This is a genomic window from Bradyrhizobium archetypum (assembly GCF_013114835.1).
Classification (GTDB): Bacteria; Pseudomonadota; Alphaproteobacteria; order Rhizobiales; family Xanthobacteraceae; genus Bradyrhizobium; species Bradyrhizobium archetypum.
Map to the genome: position 1 here is coordinate 658,501 of NZ_JAAVLW010000002.1, position 22,076 is coordinate 680,576.

Annotated in this window: 19 protein-coding genes and 1 riboswitch; of the genes, 12 read left to right on the forward strand and 7 right to left on the reverse strand. The window is 63.3% G+C overall.

What is annotated here, in order from left to right; translation table 11 throughout:
- Positions 1 to 134 precede the first annotated feature (134 nt).
- Together gcvH and gcvT are read right to left on the reverse strand one after the other, a co-directional pair.
- Positions 135 to 500, reverse strand: coding sequence for a glycine cleavage system protein GcvH (gene gcvH / locus HCN50_RS07525; protein WP_171708973.1), 366 nt, complete (start codon positions 498 to 500; stop codon positions 135 to 137).
- A gap of 18 nt (positions 501 to 518) precedes the next feature.
- The gene (gcvT, locus tag HCN50_RS07530) at positions 519 to 1,664 is read right to left on the reverse strand and encodes a glycine cleavage system aminomethyltransferase GcvT (protein WP_171708974.1); all 1,146 of its coding nucleotides are present in this window, start codon (positions 1,662 to 1,664) and stop codon (positions 519 to 521) included.
- A 137-nt stretch (positions 1,665 to 1,801) separates the two neighbouring features.
- A riboswitch (glycine riboswitch) is annotated at positions 1,802 to 1,892 on the reverse strand.
- A gap of 212 nt (positions 1,893 to 2,104) precedes the next feature.
- On the opposite strand from gcvT, the gene alaS reads away from it, so the two are divergent.
- The 3 genes from alaS to HCN50_RS07545 all read left to right on the forward strand — a co-directional run bounded on the left by alaS (position 2,105) and on the right by HCN50_RS07545 (position 6,822).
- Positions 2,105 to 4,804 carry an alanine--tRNA ligase gene (gene alaS / locus HCN50_RS07535; RefSeq protein WP_171708975.1) on the forward strand — a complete coding sequence of 900 codons (2,700 nt, stop codon included), beginning with the start codon at positions 2,105 to 2,107 and terminating at the stop codon, positions 4,802 to 4,804.
- Positions 4,805 to 5,615: 811 nt separating this feature from the next.
- Complete coding sequence (locus HCN50_RS07540; RefSeq protein ID WP_171708976.1) at positions 5,616 to 5,939, forward strand: septal ring lytic transglycosylase RlpA family protein; 324 nt, start codon at positions 5,616 to 5,618, stop codon at positions 5,937 to 5,939.
- A 208-nt stretch (positions 5,940 to 6,147) separates the two neighbouring features.
- The gene (locus HCN50_RS07545) at positions 6,148 to 6,822 is read left to right on the forward strand and encodes a DUF2270 domain-containing protein (RefSeq protein ID WP_171708977.1); all 675 of its coding nucleotides are present in this window, start codon (positions 6,148 to 6,150) and stop codon (positions 6,820 to 6,822) included.
- A 27-nt stretch (positions 6,823 to 6,849) separates the two neighbouring features.
- Here the strand turns inward: HCN50_RS07545 and HCN50_RS07550 are convergent, their stop codons facing one another.
- From HCN50_RS07550 to HCN50_RS07560, 3 genes are all read right to left on the reverse strand, one after another.
- Positions 6,850 to 7,356 (reverse strand): DUF3455 domain-containing protein, encoded by a 507-nt coding sequence (locus tag HCN50_RS07550; protein ID WP_171708978.1) that lies wholly within the window; start codon positions 7,354 to 7,356, stop codon positions 6,850 to 6,852.
- Between the two features lie 134 nt (positions 7,357 to 7,490).
- Positions 7,491 to 8,705 (reverse strand): NADP-dependent isocitrate dehydrogenase, encoded by a 1,215-nt coding sequence (locus tag HCN50_RS07555; RefSeq protein WP_171708979.1) that lies wholly within the window; start codon positions 8,703 to 8,705, stop codon positions 7,491 to 7,493.
- 126 nt (positions 8,706 to 8,831) lie between these two features.
- Positions 8,832 to 10,559 carry an alpha/beta hydrolase gene (locus HCN50_RS07560; RefSeq protein WP_235976817.1) on the reverse strand — a complete coding sequence of 576 codons (1,728 nt, stop codon included), beginning with the start codon at positions 10,557 to 10,559 and terminating at the stop codon, positions 8,832 to 8,834.
- A 300-nt stretch (positions 10,560 to 10,859) separates the two neighbouring features.
- Here HCN50_RS07560 and HCN50_RS07565 point away from each other — a divergent pair, with 300 nt between their 5' ends.
- The 3 genes from HCN50_RS07565 (at position 10,860) to HCN50_RS07575 (ending at position 13,629) form a co-directional block, all read left to right on the forward strand.
- Positions 10,860 to 12,074 (forward strand): TrmJ/YjtD family RNA methyltransferase, encoded by a 1,215-nt coding sequence (locus tag HCN50_RS07565; RefSeq protein ID WP_171708980.1) that lies wholly within the window; start codon positions 10,860 to 10,862, stop codon positions 12,072 to 12,074.
- A 78-nt stretch (positions 12,075 to 12,152) separates the two neighbouring features.
- Positions 12,153 to 12,785 (forward strand): DUF1326 domain-containing protein, encoded by a 633-nt coding sequence (locus HCN50_RS07570; RefSeq protein WP_171708981.1) that lies wholly within the window; start codon positions 12,153 to 12,155, stop codon positions 12,783 to 12,785.
- Positions 12,786 to 12,834: 49 nt separating this feature from the next.
- Entirely contained in the window at positions 12,835 to 13,629 is a 795-nt protein-coding gene (locus HCN50_RS07575; RefSeq protein ID WP_171708982.1) for a DUF2182 domain-containing protein, read from the forward strand.
- 32 nt (positions 13,630 to 13,661) lie between these two features.
- Here HCN50_RS07575 and HCN50_RS07580 read toward each other — a convergent pair whose 3' ends face one another.
- Positions 13,662 to 14,312 carry a TetR/AcrR family transcriptional regulator gene (locus HCN50_RS07580; protein ID WP_171708983.1) on the reverse strand — a complete coding sequence of 217 codons (651 nt, stop codon included), beginning with the start codon at positions 14,310 to 14,312 and terminating at the stop codon, positions 13,662 to 13,664.
- 226 nt (positions 14,313 to 14,538) lie between these two features.
- Between HCN50_RS07580 and HCN50_RS07585 the strand changes: the two genes are divergently transcribed.
- From HCN50_RS07585 to HCN50_RS07605, 5 genes are all read left to right on the forward strand, one after another.
- Positions 14,539 to 15,081 carry an OsmC family protein gene (locus HCN50_RS07585; protein ID WP_171708984.1) on the forward strand — a complete coding sequence of 181 codons (543 nt, stop codon included), beginning with the start codon at positions 14,539 to 14,541 and terminating at the stop codon, positions 15,079 to 15,081.
- Between the two features lie 34 nt (positions 15,082 to 15,115).
- Positions 15,116 to 16,237, forward strand: coding sequence for an acyl-CoA dehydrogenase family protein (locus tag HCN50_RS07590; protein ID WP_171708985.1), 1,122 nt, complete (start codon positions 15,116 to 15,118; stop codon positions 16,235 to 16,237).
- Between the two features lie 37 nt (positions 16,238 to 16,274).
- On the forward strand, positions 16,275 to 17,153 hold the full coding sequence (locus tag HCN50_RS07595; RefSeq protein WP_171708986.1) for a sulfurtransferase: 879 nt from the start codon (positions 16,275 to 16,277) through the stop codon (positions 17,151 to 17,153).
- A gap of 162 nt (positions 17,154 to 17,315) precedes the next feature.
- The gene (locus tag HCN50_RS07600; RefSeq protein WP_171708987.1) at positions 17,316 to 17,927 is read left to right on the forward strand and encodes a hypothetical protein; all 612 of its coding nucleotides are present in this window, start codon (positions 17,316 to 17,318) and stop codon (positions 17,925 to 17,927) included.
- Between the two features lie 289 nt (positions 17,928 to 18,216).
- Positions 18,217 to 18,576, forward strand: coding sequence for a hypothetical protein (locus HCN50_RS07605; RefSeq protein ID WP_171708988.1), 360 nt, complete (start codon positions 18,217 to 18,219; stop codon positions 18,574 to 18,576).
- Here HCN50_RS07605 and HCN50_RS07610 read toward each other — a convergent pair.
- Complete coding sequence (locus tag HCN50_RS07610) at positions 18,526 to 20,448, reverse strand: sigma 54-interacting transcriptional regulator (protein ID WP_171708989.1); 1,923 nt, start codon at positions 20,446 to 20,448, stop codon at positions 18,526 to 18,528. The two genes, HCN50_RS07605 and HCN50_RS07610, sit on opposite strands and share 51 nt — an antisense overlap.
- A gap of 165 nt (positions 20,449 to 20,613) precedes the next feature.
- On the opposite strand from HCN50_RS07610, the gene HCN50_RS07615 reads away from it, so the two are divergent.
- A complete protein-coding gene (locus HCN50_RS07615) occupies positions 20,614 to 21,996 on the forward strand; it encodes a CmpA/NrtA family ABC transporter substrate-binding protein (protein ID WP_171708990.1) in 1,383 nt (460 codons plus the stop codon).
- Positions 21,997 to 22,076 lie beyond the last annotated feature (80 nt).

Below are 22,076 nucleotides of genomic sequence, written 5' to 3' on the forward strand. Positions count from 1 at the left end.
TCCAGTACGCCGGGAAGCCTGCAATGAACCGACAGGCCGCGGCGTACTGGGTCGCCCGGTCTCCTGCGTGAAGACGCGCTTCGCGCTTTTGCCGGGCGACGACAGTGAGTGTGTGGTGGCGGAGTTCATCATCCTCACGCCGTGTGTGCCTTGTACGCGGCCTCATCCATCAGGCCGCCGAGTTCGCTTTTGTCCGCAATCTTCAGCTTGAAAAACCACGCCTTGCCGCCGGCGTCGGAATTCACCAGAGCCGGTTCGGCGGCGAGCGCCTCGTTGACTTCGATCACTTCGCCCGAGATCGGCGCGTAGACGTCGGAGGCGGCCTTCACCGATTCCACCACGGCAGCGGCTTCGGCCTTCTTCAAGCTGCGGCCGACCTTGGGCAGTTCGACGAACACGACATCGCCGAGCTGCGATTGCGCATAGTCCGTGACCCCGATAGTGGCGACATCGCCCTCGATGCGGATCCATTCGTGGTCGGAGGTGAACAGCGTCGTCATGAAGAGTCCTCTGGTGAATCAGCGTTTGTAGGTGTTGGGAACGAAAGGCATCGGCGCGACCTGCAGCGGCAGGCGCTGGCCGCGCACCTCGGCAAAGACCTGCGTGCCGTTCTTGGCGAGTGCGGTTGGCAGATAGCCCATCGCCACCGGCGCATTGAGGCTCGGGCCGAAGCCGCCCGAGGTCACCGTGCCGATCGCCTCGCTGGAAACCGCATCCGCAAACAACAGCGCGCCTTCGCGCACCGGCGCGCGACCTTCGGCGCGCAGGCCGACGCGACGGCGGGCGGCGCCTTTTTCGAACTGTGAGAGAATCTTGTCCGCGCCCGGAAATCCGCCGGCGCGGGCGCCGCCGCTGCGGCGGCTCTTCTGCACCGACCATTCCAGCGCGCCCTCGACCGGCGTCGTCGTGGTGTCGATGTCGTGGCCGTAAAGGCAGAGGCCGGCCTCCAACCGCAGGCTGTCGCGCGCACCTAAGCCGATCGGCAGCACGTCGGGGTTTTGCAGCAGCATCGTCACCAGTGCTTCGGCCTGTGCGGCCGGTACCGAAATCTCAAAGCCGTCCTCGCCGGTATAGCCGGAGCGCGAGACGAAGCAGTCGAAGCCAGCCACCTTGCGCGGGCCGGCATCCATGAACTTCATCGCCGTGACGTCGGCGCCAAGCCTCGCCAGCGCGGATTCCACTTTCGGCCCCTGGAGCGCGATCAGCGCGCGGTCGCTGAGCGCATCGATGACGCAGCTATCGGAGAGATGCGCGCGCAAATGCGCCTCGTCCTCGGCCTTGCAGGCGGCATTGACGACCAGGAATAGGTGGTCGCCGAAATTTGCTACCATCAGATCGTCGAGAATGCCGCCGTCTTCATTGGTGAACTGGGCGTAGCGCTGCCGTCCCGGCGCAACCGCCACGATGTCCTGTGGCACCAGCCGCTCCAGCGCCAGTGCCGCATCCTCGACCCGGCCGGATTTGGGGCGCAGTACGAGCTGGCCCATATGCGAGACGTCGAACAGGCCGACGGCGCTGCGGGTATGGAGGTGCTCCTTCAGCACGCCGGCCGGAAATTGCACCGGCATCTCATAACCCGCAAACGGAACCATCTTGCCGCCACGCGCCACATGGAGCGCGTGCAATGGGGTGCGTTTTAGGGAGGATTTGTCGCTCGCCAGCATCCGTCAGGCCCTCATGGGTTCCGGAGACCAGCCTCCGAAAACCCCAAGAAAGCCCCATCTGTCGCTGTGCCTGAGAGTATTATCCCGTCGGCGGACACCCTGGGCGCACGCCGCCCGGCGTCTCTTTCCAGATGCTATTTCGTCACGCGGTCCGTTTGCCTGAGAGTTTCCGGGGCGGTTGCTCCTTCGGCGCCGGCGCTGAAGCCGATCTCTCCCGACGTGACGTCTTACAAATAAGAGGGAAACACAGCCCTGCCAAGCCTGTCAACGCAGCCCCAGCATTATCAACGGGAGTTGCGTGGCCATCTTGTGTGCTGCGGCAAGCCTATGATCCGCCTGCACAGTTTCTGGACAGCGCAGGCCGCCTTGTCTAAAAGCGTTCCGCCGGAAGATTAAGGTTAGTTCCGACCTGGCCCGGCCCTTTTCCGATTGGAATGAACATGAGCGGCGGTAAGACGAACACGAGTGGCGTCAACGAGATCAGGTCGAAATTCCTGGATTTCTTCGCGGAGAACGGCCACGAGGCCGTGGCCTCGTCGCCGCTCGTGCCGCGCAACGACCCGACCTTGATGTTCACCAATGCCGGCATGGTGCAGTTCAAGAACGTCTTCACCGGCGTCGAGAAGCGCCCGTATCAGCGCGCCACAACCTCACAGAAATGCGTGCGTGCCGGCGGCAAGCACAACGATCTCGACAATGTCGGCTATACCGCGCGCCATCTCACCTTCTTCGAGATGCTCGGCAATTTTTCCTTCGGCGACTACTTCAAGGAGCGTGCGATCGAGCTCGCCTGGAAGCTGATCACGAAGGAATTTGGGCTGAAGAAGGATAAGCTGCTTGTCACCGTCTATCACGACGACGAGGAGGCGGCGCGCCACTGGAAGAGCATCGCCGGCTTCTCGGACGACCGCATCATCCGGATCGCGACCTCGGACAATTTCTGGGCGATGGGCGATACCGGCCCGTGCGGCCCGTGCTCGGAGATCTTCATCGACCGCGGCGAGCACATCTGGGGCGGGCCTCCGGGCAGCCCGGAGGAGGACGGCGATCGCTTCCTCGAATTCTGGAACCTGGTCTTCATGCAGTTCGAGCAGGTGACGAAGGACGAGCGGGTCGCGCTGCCGCGGCCGTCGATCGACACCGGCATGGGGCTGGAGCGCATGGCCTGCATTCTGCAGGGCGTCGACAGCGTCTTCGAGACCGACCTGTTCCGCCATCTGATCGATGCCACCGCGTCCGCCCTCGGGCATGGGCCGGAGGAGCAGACCGTCGCCTCGTTCCGGGTCATCGCGGACCATTTGCGCTCGTCGGCCTTCCTCGTGGCCGATGGCGTGCTGCCGTCGAATGAAGGCCGCGGCTATGTGCTGCGCCGGATCATGCGCCGCGCGATGCGCCACGCGCAGCTCCTCGGCGCGCGCGAGCCGCTGATGCATCGTCTGGTCTGGGCGTTGGTTCGCGAGATGGGCCAGGCCTATCCGGATCTGGTGCGCGCCGAGAAGCTGATCGAGGAAACGCTGCGGCTGGAAGAGACCCGTTTCCGCAAGACGCTAGCGCGGGGCCTTGCGATCCTCGACGAGAAGAGTGCCAGCCTGAAGAAGGGCGACATGTTCGATGGCGATACCGCATTCACGCTGTACGACACCTATGGCTTCCCGCTCGACCTGACGCAGGACGCGCTGAAGTCGCGCGGCATCAGCGTCGATCAGGCGTCGTTCAACGACGCGATGGAGCGGCAGCGCGAGAAGGCGCGTGCCTCTTGGGCGGGCTCGGGCGAGGCTGCGGATGAATCGGTCTGGTTCCCGCTGCGCGAGAAGCTCGGCGCGACGGAATTCCTGGGCTACGAGACCGAAAGCGCGGAAGGCGTCGTGACGGCGCTGGTGAAAGATGGCAAGGAGGTCGACAGCCTGAAGGCCGGCGAGACCGGCTCGATCGTGCTGAACCAGACCCCGTTCTATGCGGAGTCCGGCGGCCAGGTCGGCGACACCGGCATACTGGCCGGCGAGGGCGGCATCAAATTCCGCGTCACCGATACGCAGAAGAAGGCCGGCGATCTCTTCGTCCATACCGGCAAGGTGGAGCAGGGCACGCTGAAGGCGGGCACCGCGCTCCAGCTCGAGGTCGATCATTCGCGCCGTTCGTCGATCCGCGCGCATCACTCGGCGACTCATCTGCTGCATGAGGCGCTGCGCCAGGTGCTCGGCGACCACATCGCCCAGCGTGGATCGCTGGTGGCGCCGGACCGGCTCCGCTTCGACTTCGTGCATCCGAAGCCGATCACACCGGAAGAACTCGCCCGCGTCGAGGACATCGCCAACGAGGTGGTGCTGGAAAACGACGAGGTGACGACGCGGCTGATGGCGGTCGACGACGCCCGCGAGGCCGGCGCGCGCGCGCTGTTCGGCGAAAAATACGGCGACGAGGTCCGCGTCGTCTCGATGGGCAAGGGCCCGCGCGAGCAGGGCCAGAACGCGCTCGGCTGGTCGGTCGAGCTGTGCGGCGGCACTCATGTGCGCCGCACCGGCGACATCGGGCTGATCTCGGTGACCAGCGAAAGCGCTGTGGCTTCCGGCGTGCGCCGCATCGAAGCGCTGACCGGGCGTCACGCGCGCAAGCACGCCAACGACACGATGGCGATTGCGAGGAGCGCGGCGCTGGAGCTGCGCACCTCGATCGATGAGATGCCCTCGCGCATCGCGGCCCTGATGGAAGAGCGCAAGAAGCTGGAACGCGATCTGTCGGACGCGCGCAAGAAGCTCGCGATGGGCGGCGGCGCAACCAATGGCGGGGGCGCAGCCGGCGGCGTGCGCGAAGCCGGCGGCGTCAAGCTGCTCGCCCGCGCGGTCGAGGGCGTCGAGACCAAGGATCTGAAGAGCCTCGTCGACGACGGCAAGAAGCAGATCGGCTCCGGCGTGGTCGCGATCGTCGGCGTCACCGAAGACGGCAAGGCCGGCATCGTGGTCGGCGTCACGAGCGATCTCACCGCGCGCTTCAACGCGGTGGAGCTGGTGCGCAAGGGCTCCGAAGTACTCGGCGGCAAGGGCGGCGGCGGCCGGCCAGACATGGCCCAGGCCGGCGGCCCCGATGGTGCCAAGGCCAACGCGGCGCTGTCGGCGATCGAGCAGGCTATGGCGAGCGCGTGAGGCGCGGGTAAGCCGGACGTCTCAGCGATCGCCAGCACGATAGTGGCGATTGCAATGGCAGATTTGCCAACTGCCGGGCAGATGTGACCTTCGGCGTCGCGCATCGCGTCAGCTTCAATCGTCACGCTGCGGCCTAATTCGTGGTGATGCTGTAGCGCATCCACGTTGATCGAACTCTCGATGGTGCCGCTGAGCTTGCGGCCATCATTGGTACGGCATTCCGGTGAACAGCCCGATCGCTGGACATACGCAGCAGCCGACTTTGGCGTTCGAGAGGATCCAGCATGACTCGGTGGATGATAAAGTCATCTCTATTTGCGTCGATCGCCTTTGGCGCCTTGGTCTGCGTGGCGTCGGCGCAAGACGACAAGGTTTCAGTCGACATGGTCGGAGTGGGGAGCATGAGTTGCGCTCACTGGCGATCCAACGAAGAGCATGTGTTGGAGGGGACTGTCTGGATTCACGGTTTCTGGACGGGACTCAATTACGTTGCAGCGGCCAGTGGCCAAACACAGCCGAAAATCCGTGTGTCTTCGATCGTTGCGGAAGTCGAAAAGACATGCGCTCGCAAAACATCACAGACTTTAGCCAGCGCCGTATGGACGACGTATCTTGCGGCCAAGAGGTAGGGCGGCTCAGGCATCTACCAATCGATCGAACCATGGTGCTGCGCCGGCTGCTACGGCCGTTTCTCCTGCGCTCAGACGATCCCGTTACCGCCCGATGCTGTGTCGCTTTGACGCCTTATCGGAACTTGGAGGTGCGGTAAGAGTTGGCAGTTGGCCAATTGAGCCTCGGACTTGGAAGCGTGATGATCCGCCCGATATGCGCCGCCTTGGCGCTTACCTGTCTATCTGCGCCGGTATTTGCCGAAACCTGCATTGCTTCACGCTATGGCTACAGCGGCGGCCGAACTGCATCGGGAGAGCGGATGAATCCAAATGTGATGACCGCGGCCCATCGCGCCAGACCGTTCGGCTCTCACGTCACAGTCACCTCACATTCGACCGGGCGAAGTGTCACCGTCCGGATCAATGATCGGGGTCCATTCGTGAAGGGACGGTGCATCGACCTGTCCACCGGGGCCGCTCGTGAGCTTGGCATGGCCGGGACGACGACGGTCTCTCTCCGCTGAGGTGTAGCATAGCCACAACCCGCGACCCAATGCGGACGCCAGGCCGCGATAGTGCGGTGCATCGTTCTGTTGTTCGCCCTGTGGTAATTCGGCCTCGGGGCGAGCATAGTTGCGGCGTCACAATTCCGGATAGGTTCATCGGCGTTGATGATGTGGACGCTCCTGGTCAACTCCGGTGATGCGCGGTTCGGACAACCGGAGTCCCGCCATGTCTGTTACGGCTCACAGCGAAACACAGCGCGAACATAGCTTCAGTTCTGCCGAAATGGGCGCCATCGCTCATCTCTACCGGGGCGAAGTCTACCGTTCGACAATCTGGAGAACGCGGCTCGACAACACAACTAACTGGGCGATCGTCACAATGGGCATCGCCCTGTCGACGACGTTTTCGAGCCCGGAAGCTTCACCGCTGCCGCTCCTGCTCGTAGGCCTGCTCATTGCCGTCTTTCTCGGCATGGAGGCGCGACGTTATCGCTACTTCAATGTCTGGCGCGCCCGAGCTCGATGGATGGAGACAAATTTCTACGCGCCGATATTCACCGGTGAAGCCCGCGACGATAGCTGGCAGGTGACGCTCGGGCGCGACTACACCGCGCCTCGCCACCACATTTCGTTTGTCCGCGCGGCGGGGCGGCGGCTGCGTCGCAACTACGTCTGGATTCTCGCCGTCCAGGTGATTGCCTATTACGGCAAGATCGCAATCCATCCGACGCCCGCGTCGACCTTGGCGGAATTTATCGATCGCGCCGCGGTTGGACCGATTCCAGGCTGGGTCGTTCTGACAATTGGGCTTGTCTACAATGTCGGCTGGCTGGCGTTCGCGCTCGGCACGATGTGGCTCGACCAACGCGAGCACCGCGGCGACAAGGTGGCGATGGGCTAAGCACGCGACAGCAATGACGTGGAGAGTTCAGACCTTGCGGAGGAACACGTAGTCCGCCGAGTAGGGTACATTGCGCCAGGTCCCTGCCTTGTCGCAGTCGCCCTCGAGCTTGCCGCCTGAGGTGTTGATCCGCTGCACCGTGGTGACGCCGGAGAGGATGCCGGTGCCGCGGCCGGCGGTGACCGTCAGTTTTAGCCAGGGAATGTCGTTCGCCGTCGCGCCGGGGGCATTGCCGACCGCTTTGCCAACGACGGCGCTGGAGTCAATGTGCTCCCAGTTCGGACCGGTGTAGTGCCGGCCGACGGTCTTGCCATCGAGCATGAGCGTTGCGATCGGTTCGCGGAACGTCCAGGCGAGCTTGCCGTCGGCGGCAGCCTTGCATTCGTAGATCTGGGCGCCCTCGGCGTGGAGGGTGAGGACGACGGTCTCGCCCGGCGCGGCGATGGCGTCGGGAAGTGGCGTCTGGGCGGAGGCAGGGAGGAGCGAGGCGGATAAACAGACGACCGCGAGCGCAGTGTACTCAAGCAACGACATGGTGGTTCTCCGTCGTCGGCGCCGTCGTCATTGCGAGCGCAGCGAAGCAATCCATAGCGCGGCACAACGGCTTGATGGATTGCTTCGTCGCTTTGCTCCTCGCAATGACGGGGATAGAGCTTTCGCGAAGGGGCTTAGGCCGCCATCGCCTTTTCGAGGTTGCCGGCGACCTTGTCGAGGAAGCCGGTGGTCGACAGCCAGCGCTGGTCGGCGCCGACCAGCAGCGCGAGGTCCTTGGTCATGTAGCCTTCCTCGACGGTCGCGACGCAGACCTTTTCCAGCGTCTCGGCGAATTTCGCGAGCTGCGGATTGTTGTCGAGCTTGGCGCGGTGGGCGAGGCCTCTGGTCCAGGCGAAGATCGACGCGATCGAGTTGGTCGAGGTCTCCTTGCCCTTCTGGTGCTCGCGGTAGTGGCGGGTCACCGTGCCGTGGGCGGCTTCGGCTTCCACCGTCTTGCCGTCGGGCGTCAGCAGCACCGAGGTCATTAGGCCGAGCGAGCCGTAGCCCTGCGCGACCGTGTCCGACTGCACGTCGCCGTCATAGTTCTTGCAGGCCCAGACATAGCCGCCGGACCATTTCAGCGCGGAAGCCACCATGTCGTCGATCAGGCGGTGTTCGTAGGTCAGCCGCTTGGCCTCGAATTCCTTCTTGAACTCGCGGTCATAGATGTCCTGGAAGATGTCCTTGAAGCGGCCGTCATAGACCTTGAGGATCGTGTTCTTGGTCGAGAGATAGACCGGGTAGCCGCGCAGCAGGCCGTAGTTGAAGGAGGCGCGGGCGAAGTCGATGATGGAATCGTCGAGGTTGTACATTTCCATCGCAACGCCGGGGCCCGGCGTCTTGAACACTTCCTTCTCGATGACGGTGCCGTCCTCGCCGACGAATTTCAGGCTCAGCGTGCCCTTGCCGGGGAACTTGATGTCGGTGGCGCGGTACTGGTCGCCATAGGCATGGCGGCCGATGATGATCGGCTTGGTCCAGCCGGGAACCAGGCGCGGCACGTTCTTGCAGATGATCGGCTCGCGGAAGATCACGCCGCCCAAGATGTTGCGGATGGTGCCGTTCGGCGACTTCCACATCTCCTTCAGGCCGAATTCCTTCACCCGGGCTTCATCCGGAGTGATGGTCGCGCATTTGACGCCGACGCCGACCTTCTTGATGGCGTTGGCGGCGTCGATCGTGACCTGGTCGTTGGTCTGGTCGCGGTACTCCATTCCGAGGTCAAAATACAAAAGCTCGACATCCAGGAAGGGGGTGATCAGCTTATCCTTGATGTACTGCCAGATGATCCGGGTCATCTCGTCGCCATCGAGCTCGACGACGGGGTTGGTCACCTTGATTTTTGCCATGACGGAACGGGCCTTTTTTGGAAAACCGCTGATACGGGCGGGGTGGGTGATTACAGGCGGGCCTATAGCACCGCAAACCGGCCGGCGGAAGCCGAGCCGTTGTGCACTTTCAGCCCATTTTTGGGATTAGAACGCTGCCTGGGTCGCCGTTCCCGCCACCACGTACCAGGTCATGAACAGGCCGCAGATCAGGGCGCCCGGCAGGCTGGAGCCGGTCCGCCGCCAGGTGAAGGTCGCGATGACGGCGCAGATCGCGAGCAGCGGGATGAACTGGATGGCGACGATGGTCGAGAGCGGCACGAAGCCGGGATCGGGCAGCGGGTTGAACAGCTTTCCGGTGAGCCACAGGATCGCGTACTGCCCGCCGACCAGCACGATGAAGCCCAGCGTCAGGGCCAGGATATTGGTCAGGTAAAGCGCGGCCCGGCCGGCCGCCATGGTGGAGAAATTGCGGTGCAGGACGTGCAGCGCGATCACGAAAAACGCCGTGAACGGCAGGAGATAGATCAGAAAGATCAAGAACTGCTTCGCGCTCATCAGCTTCACCGCGACGATCCAGAACCGGAAGTCGATCTTGAAGCCGAGGTCGGTAAGCCAGAGCGCCGCATAGCCGATCGCAACCGTTGCGATCGCGATCACGACTGACGGCAGGACGATGCCGGACCGGCTGGCGCGCTTGGGTGCGAACCGGATCAATGCGAGCGCGATCAGGCCGTTGATGACGGCCCAGACCAGGATCTGGTTGGTGATGCCCTGCGGCAGGACGGCGGAAGGTTTTACGAACGTGCCGCCCAAGGCAAACGCCGGGTAATAGGTCAGTGCCGGTATGAAGGCGGACAGGATGAACGCCGCCGTCCAGCGGCGGCCGGTCGCCGCCGCGGGCTCCGGCATGGTGCCGTCAGCGATTTCGGGCAGTCGCAGGTGCGAATACATCGGCGCTTTCAGAAGCGCGTCGAAAGCGCCGATCAGGAGCGCGACAAAGCCGATCAGCGCGATCAGCGTGCCGATTTCCTTGCGGAACCAGATCTGGTCATCGACCGGGCGGGGCGTGCCGCCCTGCAGCGTCCTGGCAAACCAGTCGAGGCTGTAGCCGATGGCTTCATGGGAGATGTGCTCGGCCGGATGGGTGATGGCGGGGGTATAGAGCACCCGCGCGTTGCCTTGGGCGATGTCGCCATAGACCTTGCCCGGTTCCACCGGGCCTTGCGTCCCGAACAGGGCCCACAGTTTCGGGCTTTTGACGACATCGCGGGCATTGTCGACGTCCCACATCAGGGTCGAAAACTCCTCGTACTGGGCGAACACCAGCGCCACGTTTCGCGGCCAGTTCGGGTTACCCTCGGCGGCGAACGGCTTGCCGGTCGAAGACCCCTCCAGCACCATCGACTTGTAATCGTTGGGTGCTGCAATCGCCGCCGCCAGCACGGTCCAGCCGCCCATCGAATGGCCCTCGAGCCCGATATTGGTCTTGTCGACGATTTCGAGACTGCGCAGATAGGCAAGCCCGTCGGGGCCGCCGAAACCGTTGGCGAAGGCCGGTGGGTCGCTATAGCCGTGGCCGGTCTGGTCGAGAGCCAGCACGACGTAGCCGCGGCGGGCGAATTCAATGGTAAAGCCGTCCTGGGTCTCCCGCGAATTGATGTAGCCGTGGACAGCGAGAATGCCGGGGGCCGGGATCTGCGGCGTGGCGTTCGGCGGGATGTAGAGCAACCCGCTCATGGTATTGCCCTTGGCGCCCTTGAAACGGATGTCTTCAATCCGGATGCCACCTGCGGTCTGCGTGAAATGGGCAAGCAGGCCGCCCGCCAGGATCAGGAGCACGCCCAGCATCGCCAACGACCACCTGCCGCGCATGGACGCCTCCCTGGATTCCGTCGCCGTTGAGCTCGGCGTTCGGGCTGGTTTGCAGCTTCGCTTTGTTTGTGATTGTTAGCCTATCCGAAAGTCGAATGCCCGCAAGCGGCGTCCCGCGCGGGGCATTATTGAGGCTTTGAGCGAGCCAGCGGAAACGCTACTAACCCGGCTATCGGACTGGAGAATTCCGGCCGTCTTCCGAAAAACCTTTTGACCGGCGCGCGCTTATCGCGAGGCCCGTTCAAAATCTCCAGACGTTGAACGAACGCGGCAAGCTGAAGCAGAAAGTGAAGTCGAGACATGTCCGGCACCGATAAAACCAAGGCTGGTTTGGACTTAGCCGGGCCAATTGTGATCCTCGTCGAGCCGCAGCTCGGCGAGAATATCGGCATGGCTGCGCGCGCGATGGGCAATTTCGCGCTGTCACACTTGCGGATCGTCAATCCGCGCGACGGCTGGCCGAACATCGCGGCGCAGCGGGCGGCGGCGGGCGCCGATCACATTCTGGAGCGGGCCGAACTGTTCGATACCGTCGAGCAGGCGGTTGCCGACCTGACGCTGCTGTTTGCCACCACCGCCCGCGCGCATGATCAGGCCAAGCCGGTGGTCGGCCCGGAAAAGGCGGCCGCCGAGATCGTGGCCCATGTCGCCACCGGCGGCGGGGCCGGCATTCTGTTCGGCCGGGAGCGCTGGGGGCTCCAGAACGAAGAGGTCGCGCTTGCCAACCGGATCATCACCTTCCCGGTCAATCCGGGCTTTGCCTCGCTGAACCTGGCGCAGGCAGTGCTGCTGGTGGGCTACGAATGGTTCAAGCACTCGACCGGCGGCGCGCTGCCGTTCGCAATGCCCGAGCGCTCCGAGCCGGCCTCGCAGCACCAGATGCAGGCCTTCTTCGACAATTTGGTCCGGGAACTCGACAAGGTCGAATTCCTTCGCCCGCGCGAGAAGCGCGACACCATGCTGGTGAACCTGCGCAACATCTTCACCCGGATGGACCCGACCAAGCAGGACATGCACACCTTGCACGGGGTGATCATGGCGATCGCAGAAGGCCGCAAGGGCCCTGCCAAGGGCGGGGTACTGGACGGCGAACAGGCGACGCGGCTGCGCGCGCTGTTGGCCGAGCACGGGCAGGGGCCGGCGGTGCCCGGCGACAGCTCGACCGTGCGCGGGCTCGCCCGTCTGCTTCGCCGCAACCCGACCGACGCCGAGCGCATCCTGTGGCAGGCGCTGACCCGCGACCGCCGCTTCGCCGGCCAGTTCAAGCGCCAGACCCCGGTCGGCCGTCACATCCCCGATTTCGTCTCCTTCGTGCATCGCATCGCCATCGAACTGGTCAATCCGAACGAGTCGGATGCCATCGTCGCCGACCGCGCCACCCGGAAGGGCTGGCTGGAGGCACGGGATTACCGCGTGATCGAGATGCGGGTCGCCGATGTCGAACGGGATCTGGCGACCGAGCTGGAGCGGCTGGAGAAAGTACGATCGCTGTCCCCGCGGGCACAAACGGAGTAAGCTCGCCATCGACCGTTAACGCCCAAGGAGCAATTCAAGCGGCTGCAGTGCAATCGAAAACGCAACGGGAGGTGTGCGATGGCTACATCTGACTGGCGTCTCGAAGGCGAATGGATCAAGAACTGCAATTGCGCGTTTGGCTGTCCGTGCGATTTTAATGCGCGGCCGACCCACGGCTATTGCAAGGGCCTGGTCGGCATGAGGATCACCAAGGGGCATTTCGAAAACACAAACCTCGAAGGCCTGGTTTTCGCGGCGACGGTTCATTTTCCCGGAGCGCTGCATGAGGGCAACGGCCAGCTACAGCCGATCATCGACGAGCGCGCCACACCCGAACAACGCGACGCGCTTTTCAAGATCATGTCGGGCCAGAACTCCGCCGAAGGCACGCTGTTCCAGATCCTCAGCCTGATCGTGAGCAAGATGCATGAGCCGTTGTTTGTACCGATCGAGTTTTCATTCGACAGGGATGGACGCGTCGCGCGCATGGTGGCCAGGGGCGTGCTTGAGACCGAGGTCGAGCCGATCAAGAATCCGGTGACCGGAGAGCCTCACCGCGTCCAGGTCGTGATGCCCGAGGGCTTCGAACATCGGGCGGCGGAGGTCGCCTCGTCCAACATCCGCTCGACCGGCGCCATCCGGTTCGACACCGAAGGCACGCACAGCTCATTGGCCAACGTGGTCCAGACGCCGGAGGGTGTCGCGGCGTAACGCTGCAGGCAGCTTTCGACAGGCTGTTTCCATGGCGGAGGTAGAGGCCATGACCGCGACCTCGGCGCTCGAACACGCCTTGCGTCACGACCGCCTGATCGTTGCGATCGGAATAGCCGGCGTGGTCGCATTGTCCTGGAGCTATCTGATCGCGGGTGCCGGCATCGACATGAGCATGGCCGACATGCCGATGGACCCCGAGCCATGGTCGCTCGCCCAGGCATCGCTGATGTTCGCGATGTGGTGGGTGATGATGGTCGCGATGATGACGCCGAGCGCTGCGCCAATGGTGCTGCTGTTCGCGGCGATCAAGCGCAGGCAGGCGGCAGATCGTCCGCTCGCTTCAGCCTGGCTGTTTCTGGCCGGCTATCTCGCGATATGGGCGGGCTTCAGCCTGGTCGCGGTCGCCGCGCAGTGGGGGCTCGATCAGGCGGGACTGCTGTCCGGCATGATGGCGAGCACCAGCACCGTGCTCGCCGGAAGCATCCTCTTGGCCGCCGGGCTCTATCAGTTGACGCCGATCAAGCGCGCCTGCCTGCGCTACTGTCAGAGCCCGGTGCTGTTTCTGAGCCGATACTGGCAGCCTGGAGCGATCGGCGCGCTGCGCATGGGCTTCCGGCACGGCAGCTATTGCGTCGGATGCTGCTGGTTCCTGATGGCGCTGCTGTTCGTTGCCGGCGTCATGAATCTGGTCTGGATCGCGCTGGTCGCCATCTATGTCGGGTTCGAGAAGCTAGTGGCCCGCAGCCCATGGCTCAGCCGCGCCGCGGGCGTGGGCCTGATCGCAGCAGGCGGGATTGTCCTGGCGCGCGGTCTGCTCGACATGGCGCCCGCGGCGTTGTAGCGATGGCCGCCCGCCTTGCCGACCGTGTGGCCTCAAACGGTGGCCAGCTCTGCGGGGCTACCCATTCGCTTCGGCTTTTTCGCCTGGGCTGGCCCAAGCAGGGGGGCCGCGGCAAGGCCTGCGGTGTCGGCGACAGCGGGATCGCGCGACACCATGGCGGCGACGATGGCGCCGTCGATCAACAATGCAAGTTGATGCGCGAGCATTTGCGGCTCGGCCGCGCCCATTTCACCGGCGAGTTTTTCGATATGCGCCAGCACCACCTTCTTGTGGCGCATCGCGATGGCGCGGAACTGCTTGGCGTCCTTGTCGTGCTCGGCGACCGCATTGATGAAGGGGCAGCCGTAGAAGCGCTCCTCGGCAAACCAGCGCTTCAGCGCCGGAAAAATCCGCTTCAGTTTTGCCAGCGCGTCGCCGCCGCCGTCCTCCATCGCGCCGATGAACCATTCGCGCCACGCCTTGCCTTCGCTTTCCAGCACGGCGTTGACGAGGTTGGTCTTGGAGCCGAACAATTTGTAGAGCGTGGTCTTGGCGGTGCCGGCCTCGTCGATGATGGCATCGATGCCGGTGGCGTTGATGCCGTTCTTGCAGAACAGATGCGTCGCCGCGCCGAGCAGGCGGCTGCGCGCGGATTCCTCGTCGCCCGCGGCGAACTGCTTTTTCTTCGGAACCGATTTGCCCATGCGCGCCAGTTAATCGAACCGGGGCGCAATCATCAAGCCGCATCTTTGCGCCGAAAATAATCGCAAGCACGCAGCAACTGCATCGCGCATGAGCAGCACGGCGCTGATCAACTTCCGGGCAGGCAGTCTTAAGCGACGAGAGATATTCGGCTTTTGATTTCGGCCGGTTCTGGCACGCTTGATGCAGGAAACAGAACGTTCGGTATCCTACCAAGGGAGAGAAATGATGACCGCCCTCGCTCAAAAAACAGCGCTCACCGGCTGCCTTGCGCCGATCGACAAAGGCGGGCTCGAGCAGCTCATCGCCAACGGCAAGGCCAATCCGAAGGTCATAAAGACCTTGAAGTGCAAGACGGTGGCGGAAGGCAAATTCCGCCACGCCAATTACATCCGCAACCTCGCCCCCTACATCGTCGACGAGCCGCCGGGACTGTTGGGCGACGACACCGCGCCCAACCCGTCGGAGGCGTCACTGGCTGCGCTCGGCTCGTGCCTGGCCGTCGGCCTGCATGCCAACGCCGTTCACCGCGGCTGGATCGTCAACAAGCTCGAGCTCGAGCTCGAAGGCGATCTCAACATCACCGCGGTGTGGGGCACTGGCGACGTCAGCGAGAAGCCGGTCGGCTTCACCGACGTTCGCGTCAAGGTCGACTTGGAATGCGAAGGCATTTCCAAGGCCGAGATCGACGCGCTGGTAGCGCACGTCCAGAGGTGGTCGCCGGTCGCCAACACGTTCACGCGGCCGGTCAATCTCGAAGTCAGCGCTTGAAGTTGCCGCAGCAGGCACTGGGGTGGAGGGTTTCATGGCTTCATTGGCGGTATCCCGGCCCGCGATCGATGATCTCCCGTCGGCGTCGATCGCCGATCAGGTCGCGGCCATCGCGCGTAAAGAGCTCGCTCCCCTCGTGCTGGAGATCGATGAGGGGACGACTTACCCGGATGTGCTGCTGAAGCGGCTCGGCGACGCCGGCGCCTGGGGCAGCCATCAGCCCATCAATGGCACCGCCGATCTGCGCTGCGCCATTCAATCGATCGCGGCGCTCGGCGAAGTCTGCGGCGCCACCGCTTTCATGGCGTGGTGCCAGAGCACGCTGGTCTGGTACGCCTCGAATTCGAGCAATCCAAAGCTTGTCGCCAAATTCGCCGGCAAATTTGCCAGCGGTGAGATGCTCGGCGGCACCGGACTCTCCAACCCGATGAAGAACTTCTTCGGCATCGAGAAGCTGAAACTGAAGGGACGCAAGGTCGAGGGCGGTTATATTGTGCGCGGCGCGTTGCCCTGGGTCTCCAATCTCGGCGCCGATCATTTCTTCGGCACCATCTTCGAGCGCGAGGACGAGGGCGGCGGGATCGTGATGTTTCTCGCCGATTGCGCCAATCCCGCGATCACGCTGCAGCCGTGCAAGCCGTTTTTGGCGATGGATGGCACCGGCACTTATGCCGTGCAGTTCCGCGACATGTTCGTATCAGATGAACTCATCCTCGCCGAGCCGGCGGGGCCGTTCGTCAAGAAAATCCGCGCCGGCTTCATCCTGCTGCAGGCGGGCATGGCGCTCGGACTCATCAAGGACTGCATCCAGATCATGGACGAGGTCGAGGCGCCGCTCGGCCACGTCAACCGCTATCTGCCGCAGCAGCCAGTACAGTTCCGCGAGCTTCACGCCGAGTTCGAGAAGGAGACGATGGCACTGGCGCGCGATCCCTACAACTCCGACGACAGCTATTGGCGGCGCGTGGTTGCGCTGCGGCTGCGGCTTGGCGACGCCAGCGTCGCGGCCGCGCATGCGGCGATGCTCCATTGCGGTGCGCGCGGCTATCTGAAGAGCCATCGCGCCCAGCGCCGGCTGCGCGAAGCCTATTTCGTCGCCATCGTCACCCCCGCCACCAAGCAGCTTCGCAAGATGCTGGCCGGCGACGAGCACTGACCCCAACCCGCAACCACGAAAACAGGAGAGGCCTGCCATGACGGACGTTCTGATTACTGCCGGCGAACTCGCGGAATTCGTCAAGCAAGAGCCATGTGTCATCATCGACACCCGCAACCCCGAGGCTTACGGCGCGGCACATCTTCCCGGCGCCGTCAACGTCCACGAAATCTTCACTTACCTCGCGACATCGACGCCGGAAGGCATTCACGAGCTCAAGACAAAATTCGCCGATGCGTTCGGTGCCGCAGGGCTCTCCGGCAAGGAAACCGCCGTAATCTATGAACAGTCGATGAATTCCGGCTTCGGCCAGTCCTGCCGCGGTTATTACCTTCTCACCATGCTCGGCTATCCCAAAGTCAAGGTGCTGCATGGCGGTTACGACGCCTGGATGGCCGCGGGCCTGCCGGTAACCACGGACGTGCCGTCGCCGGTGAAGGCCTCGTTTGCGGTTCTGCCGGAAGCGGGCGATATCCTGATCGACGCCAAGACCATGCTCGCCGCGGTCGGCAAGCCCGGCATCGCGATCCTCGACGTGCGCGACATCGACGAGTGGATCGGCGAAAGCTCTTCACCCTACGGCAAGGATTTCTGCCCGCGCAAGGGACGCATCCCCGGCGCCGTCTGGCTCGAATGGTACCGCATGATGAAGCCGACCGCCGAAGGACCGCGCTTCAAGTCCAAGAACGAAATCCTGGCGGAATGCGCCACCGTCGGCATCACAGAGAATACGCCGGTCTATCTCTACTGCTTCAAGGGCGCGCGCGCCTCGAATACGTTCCTGGCATTGAAGAATGCCGGCGTGAAGGACGTGCGGATGTATTTCGGTTCCTGGAACGAATGGTCGCGCGATCCCGCGCTGCCGATCGAGGAGGGATTGCCGACGGAGGCGAAGCTCACCACCAGGGCGGCGTGACGGCGCGTCCGATGTTGCAGTCTGATTCTTGAAAAATCAGACTGCAACCACGCCGCATCGATCTCGGCTCCACATCGCAACATGATGGAACCGCGCCATCGCGTCGCTCTGGCGTTTCCGCGATCCGCTGCGTATAATTCTGGCGCAGTCGGGAAGTCGCGGATGTCAATGTTTTCACGCAAATTCGGTCTCGTATTCGTCGCGGCGATGCTGTGCCTTGGCGCTCGCGCCGCTCACGCCCAGGCCTCGCCGGTGAATTACTGGATCCCGGGCTGGCCGATGGGTTTCAGCGGGGAAGCGGGCGAGAGCCCGAACGCTTACGGCAATTTTCCGAGCTTCGACTTTCGCGACGCCGGAAACGGCTCTTCCTATGCGCGCTACAATTTTTCGAACGGCTTTTTTGTCGGCAGCCAGCGCAGCAGCATGGGCTTGAGCGGCATCAGCCAGAGTGCGTTTGGCAATTTCGGCTCGGTCTATAGCGAAGGCATGCAAGTCGGCTACAGCTTGAAGAACAGCGGCTTGCCCGTCACCTTCTATGCCGGTTTCGACACGCTGAAATACAATACCGGCATCGGCGGCCCGTTCGCGCCATTCGACTCCAAGTCCGGCACGCTGCCGATGTCCAGCGTGAATGCCGGCGTCGAATTCCAGGCGACATCGAATCTCAGCCTGTCGCTCGGCGTCGGCTACGTCCAGCAGTCGGGGCGGCTCGACAGCGAATTCAACTCGCTGCCCGGCGCTTCGTCGTTCTCGGTCGGCGGCCGCCGCTACTAGGGCATGGGCCCGTAATCAAGTCAGGTCCGCTCTACTCTCGGAAGGCGATTATCAAGCCAACATTGATGCATGTCGCCGTTGTGCCTGAAACAGGAGTTCGAGCCTTTTCTCCAAGGCAGTCGTTCTCGTCCGCCCACGATTGATTGAACGGCGTGATGTGATCGGCGGAGACAAGTTGTACGATCGACTGCCGCAAACAAGGAAAGGTACGAATGTTCATGAGCCCGTTTAGTTTGCAGTTCGACACTGACGGCTCTGCCGCCGGTCAACCAGGGCGTTAGAAGGCGGCATGAATCGCCTGAGATACCTCACGATTGCCGCAGTTTTGGCAACTGTTCATCTATTGTTGGCGTTGAGCTTTCTTCTCGTCAGTTTTTCCTTGGGAACGGGCCGCTTCGACTCGGGTGGCGATATGAGCCAACTCGAAAGTATAGCCACGGCGCTTTCGGACGCCCTCCTTTCACCCATCTCACGCGTACCGAACGAAGGGTTATCGTCGCCGCTGCAGTGGGCGGTCGTTCTTGGAAACAGCATTCTTTGGGGTGCTGTACTTGCAGTGCCAGTATGGGCATTGGCACGACTGGTGGAGGGGAAAACGTTAGCCCGCCGAGCCGCGCGCATTCGCAATTCCCAGCGCCTTGATCCGTGAGGCCAGTGTGGTCGGCTTGATGTCGAGCATTTCCGCCGCGCCGCCGGGGCCGAACACTTTTCCGGAGCAGGCTTGCAGCGCGGCGAGGATATTGGCGCGTTCGTGCGCGCGCATTTCCGTTGATGTCATGACGGCCGGGCGGCTATCCGCTTTCACGCGCGGCGCGCCGGAGGAGGGCGGGCCGCCCGGCACATCCGGCAGGTCGATACGCAGCCGGCCGTTCTGCGCGAGGATCGCCGCGCGCTCGATCACGTTCTGCAGTTCGCGGACGTTGCCGGGCCAGTCGTAGCGTGAAAGGCGGCGCGCGTCGCCTTCCGATAATCGCAGCTCGGATTTCAGCGCCTTGCTTTCGCGCGTCAAAAAGTGCTGCGCCAAGAGCGGAATGTCGTCGCGCCGCTCGCGCAGCGGCACCGACTCCACCGGAAAGACGTTGAGGCGGAAATAGAGGTCCTCGCGAAACCGGCCGCGCTGCACCTCCTGCTTGAGGTCGCGGTTGGTGGCGGCGATCACGCGCACATCGACCGCGCGGGTGCGCTCCTCGCCGACTCGCTCGAAATTGCCCTCCTGCAGCACGCGGAGCAGCTTGCCCTGCAACTCCAGCGGGATTTCGCCGACCTCGTCGAGAAACAGCGTGCCGCCATCGGCGAGCTGGAAGCGTCCGATGCGGTCGCGCATTGCGCCGGTGAAGGCGCCCCTGATATGGCCGAAGAACTCGCTCTCGAACAGTTCACGCGGGATCGCCGCGCAGTTGACGCGGATCAGCGGCCGGTCGCGGCGGCTGCTTGCCTCATGGATCGCGCGCGCGATCAGTTCCTTGCCGGTACCCGACTCGCCGGTGATCATCACGGCGGCCGTGGTCGGCGCCACCAGCTTGACCTGCCGCAGCGTCTTCTGGATCGCCTCGCTCTGGCCGATAATGCCCTGCGGGTTGGTTTCGATGCGGATTTCTTCCTGCAAATAGGCGTTTTCGAGTTCGAGCCGCTCGCGCAGGCGATCGACTTCGGCCAGCGCCGCATGAAGCTTCTCGTCGGCCTCGCGCCGCTGGCTCACATCGCGAAACACGATCACGGCGCCGACCACCACGCCACGGTCGCGGATCGGGGTTGAGGTGTATTCGACCCAGACCGCCGTGCCGTCTTTGCGCCAGAACACCTCGCCATCGACCTGGTGCACGGCGCCATCGCGAAACGCCGCGTAAATCGGGCAGTCGTGATCGGGATAGTGCCGCCCGTCGTGATGGGTGTGATGCACGATCGGATGGATTGCCTTGCCGACCAGCTCTTCCGCGCTCCAGCCCAGCATCCGTTCGGCTGCGGGATTGACGAAGGTGGTCTTGCCTTCGGCGTTGACGCCGTAAATGCCTTCGCCGGCGGCGCGCAGGATCAACTGATTTTCTCGCTCGATATCCTGGAACACCCGCTCGACCCGCTGCCAGGTGGCGATGCCGCCGCGCATGTGATCTTCGGCCGCCGCATCGACATAGCGGCGGCGGCGCGCATCGAGATCGCTCATGGTGAGCAGCACCAGCGAGCGGCCCTCGCTTGGCAAGAGCGTGCCGGCATATTCCAGACGCAGGCTTTGTCCCGTCGCATGCCGCGGGGTCAACGCGTTGGTCCAGTACGCGGCCTTGTCGAGCACGGCCTGCGTGAACACGATCAGCGCTGGCAATTGTCCGGCATGAAGCGTGCTGGCCTTGGTTTGCCGCAGCAAGGCGCGGTCGTAGCCGAGCAGGGTGCAGGCGGCTGGATTGGCATCCAGGATCTGGTCGGCATGCGGATCGATCAGCAGCGTCGGCTCGATCGCGAATTCGAATGCGGCGGCGCGCAGTTCGGCGTCCTGCGGCGGGGCGGTTGAACCGAGCGCGAGATCCATCGGCGGTACTCCGAAAATTCGTAATCGAGCTACGAATTTTCGTGTATCACGAATTTTCGTAATCGCCAATGTCAGCAAAATCCCCGCGATATCAGCGCTGTCGCCCGCGCGCCGCGCTGGCATGTGCCTTGCTTAATTAGGGGGCAACGTCGCGCAGGAGGGCTGATGTCTACCTTCGACAATCCATTCGATCCCGATCGTCGTCTTCATGCCGGTGGCTGCTCATGCGGCCGGCACCTCAGCGAAGCCGAGCATCAGGCGGCGCAACTACAGGTCCAGTCCGTCACCGAGAGCGAGCAAAAGCGCTATGAGGGCGTGGTCGCCTCCGCCGTGATGCGCGCGATGTTTCCGCAGGATGCCGCACGGCGCGCGTTCCTGAAATCGGTGGGAGCTGCGACGGCGTTGGCAGCGGTGTCGCAATTCATTCCGCTCAAGACGGCAACCGAGGCCTTCGCGCAAGGCGGGCCGCTCGAGAAAAAAGACCTCAAGGTCGGCTTCATTCCGATCACTTGCGCCACCCCGATCATCATGGCGGCGCCGATGGGGTTCTATGCCAAGAACGGCTTGAACGTCGAAGTAATCAAGACCGCCGGCTGGGCGGTCATTCGCGACAAGACCATCAACAAGGAATACGACGCCGCCCACATGCTGTCGCCGATGCCGCTCGCCATCACCATGGGCGCCGGCTCCAATCCGATTCCCTACACCATGCCGGCGGTGGAGAACATCAATGGCCAGGCGATCACGCTGTCGATCAAGCACAAGGACAGGCGCGATCCGAAGAGCTGGAAGGGTTTCAAGTTCGCCGTGCCCTTCGACTATTCGATGCACAATTACCTCTTGCGCTATTATCTTGCCGAGCACGGCCTCGATCCCGATACCGACGTGCAGATCCGCGCGGTGCCGCCGCCGGAAATGGTCGCCAACCTGCGCGCCGACAATATCGACGGCTATCTCGGCCCCGATCCGATGAACCAGCGTGCGGTGTTTGACGGCGTCGGCTTCATCCACATCCTCACCAAGGACATCTGGGAAGGGCACCCGTGCTGTGCCTTCGCCGCGTCGAAGGAATTCGTCACGGCAATGCCGAACACCTATGGCGCGCTGCTCAAATCGATCATCGAGGCGACCGCGTATGCGCACAAGGCGGAGAACCGCAAGGAGATTGCCGCGGCGATCGCACCGGCCAACTATCTCAACCAGCCGCCGATCGTGCTGGAGCAGATTTTGACCGGTACCTTTGCCGACGGGCTCGGCAACATCGTCCAGCAGCCGAACCGTGTCGATTTCGATCCGTTCCCGTGGCAATCCTTTGCGGTGTGGATCATGACCCAGATGAAGCGCTGGGGTCAGATCAAGGGCGACATCGATTATGCCGGCATCGCCGCGCAGGTCTATCTCGCCACCGACGCGACGCGGCTGATGAAGGAAGCCGGCCTGACGCCGCCCACGGCGACGACCAAGAGCTTTTCGGTGATGGGCAAGATGTTCGATCCGGCCAAGCCCGAGGATTATCTCTCAAGCTTCAAGATCAGGAAGGCGTCGTGATGGTAGGCTCGCACCTCCATTTGCAGCTGTGGTCCCGGCGAATGCCGGGACCCATACTCCGCGGCGCTGGTAATGAAGGA

What these genes read in the sequence shown, in the direction of transcription:
- HCN50_RS07560 (WP_235976817.1), bottom strand. Translation starts at nt 10,559, where the DNA reads ATGCGCGGCAGGTGGTCGTTGGCGATGCTGGGCGTGCTCCTGATCCTG.
- HCN50_RS07570 (WP_171708981.1), top strand. Translation starts at nt 12,153, where the DNA reads ATGGCTACATCTGACTGGCGTCTCGAAGGCGAATGGATCAAGAACTGC.
- HCN50_RS07590 (WP_171708985.1), top strand. Translation starts at nt 15,116, where the DNA reads ATGGCTTCATTGGCGGTATCCCGGCCCGCGATCGATGATCTCCCGTCG.
- gcvT (WP_171708974.1), bottom strand. Translation starts at nt 1,664, where the DNA reads ATGCTGGCGAGCGACAAATCCTCCCTAAAACGCACCCCATTGCACGCG.
- HCN50_RS07600 (WP_171708987.1), top strand. Translation starts at nt 17,316, where the DNA reads ATGTCAATGTTTTCACGCAAATTCGGTCTCGTATTCGTCGCGGCGATG.
- HCN50_RS07565 (WP_171708980.1), top strand. Translation starts at nt 10,860, where the DNA reads ATGTCCGGCACCGATAAAACCAAGGCTGGTTTGGACTTAGCCGGGCCA.
- HCN50_RS07555 (WP_171708979.1), bottom strand. Translation starts at nt 8,705, where the DNA reads ATGGCAAAAATCAAGGTGACCAACCCCGTCGTCGAGCTCGATGGCGAC.
- HCN50_RS07615 (WP_171708990.1), top strand. Translation starts at nt 20,614, where the DNA reads ATGTCTACCTTCGACAATCCATTCGATCCCGATCGTCGTCTTCATGCC.
- HCN50_RS07575 (WP_171708982.1), top strand. Translation starts at nt 12,835, where the DNA reads ATGACCGCGACCTCGGCGCTCGAACACGCCTTGCGTCACGACCGCCTG.
- alaS (WP_171708975.1), top strand. Translation starts at nt 2,105, where the DNA reads ATGAGCGGCGGTAAGACGAACACGAGTGGCGTCAACGAGATCAGGTCG.
- HCN50_RS07550 (WP_171708978.1), bottom strand. Translation starts at nt 7,356, where the DNA reads ATGTCGTTGCTTGAGTACACTGCGCTCGCGGTCGTCTGTTTATCCGCC.
- HCN50_RS07580 (WP_171708983.1), bottom strand. Translation starts at nt 14,312, where the DNA reads ATGGGCAAATCGGTTCCGAAGAAAAAGCAGTTCGCCGCGGGCGACGAG.
- HCN50_RS07610 (WP_171708989.1), bottom strand. Translation starts at nt 20,448, where the DNA reads ATGGATCTCGCGCTCGGTTCAACCGCCCCGCCGCAGGACGCCGAACTG.
- HCN50_RS07540 (WP_171708976.1), top strand. Translation starts at nt 5,616, where the DNA reads ATGATCCGCCCGATATGCGCCGCCTTGGCGCTTACCTGTCTATCTGCG.
- HCN50_RS07545 (WP_171708977.1), top strand. Translation starts at nt 6,148, where the DNA reads ATGTCTGTTACGGCTCACAGCGAAACACAGCGCGAACATAGCTTCAGT.
- HCN50_RS07585 (WP_171708984.1), top strand. Translation starts at nt 14,539, where the DNA reads ATGACCGCCCTCGCTCAAAAAACAGCGCTCACCGGCTGCCTTGCGCCG.
- gcvH (WP_171708973.1), bottom strand. Translation starts at nt 500, where the DNA reads ATGACGACGCTGTTCACCTCCGACCACGAATGGATCCGCATCGAGGGC.
- HCN50_RS07605 (WP_171708988.1), top strand. Translation starts at nt 18,217, where the DNA reads ATGAATCGCCTGAGATACCTCACGATTGCCGCAGTTTTGGCAACTGTT.
- HCN50_RS07595 (WP_171708986.1), top strand. Translation starts at nt 16,275, where the DNA reads ATGACGGACGTTCTGATTACTGCCGGCGAACTCGCGGAATTCGTCAAG.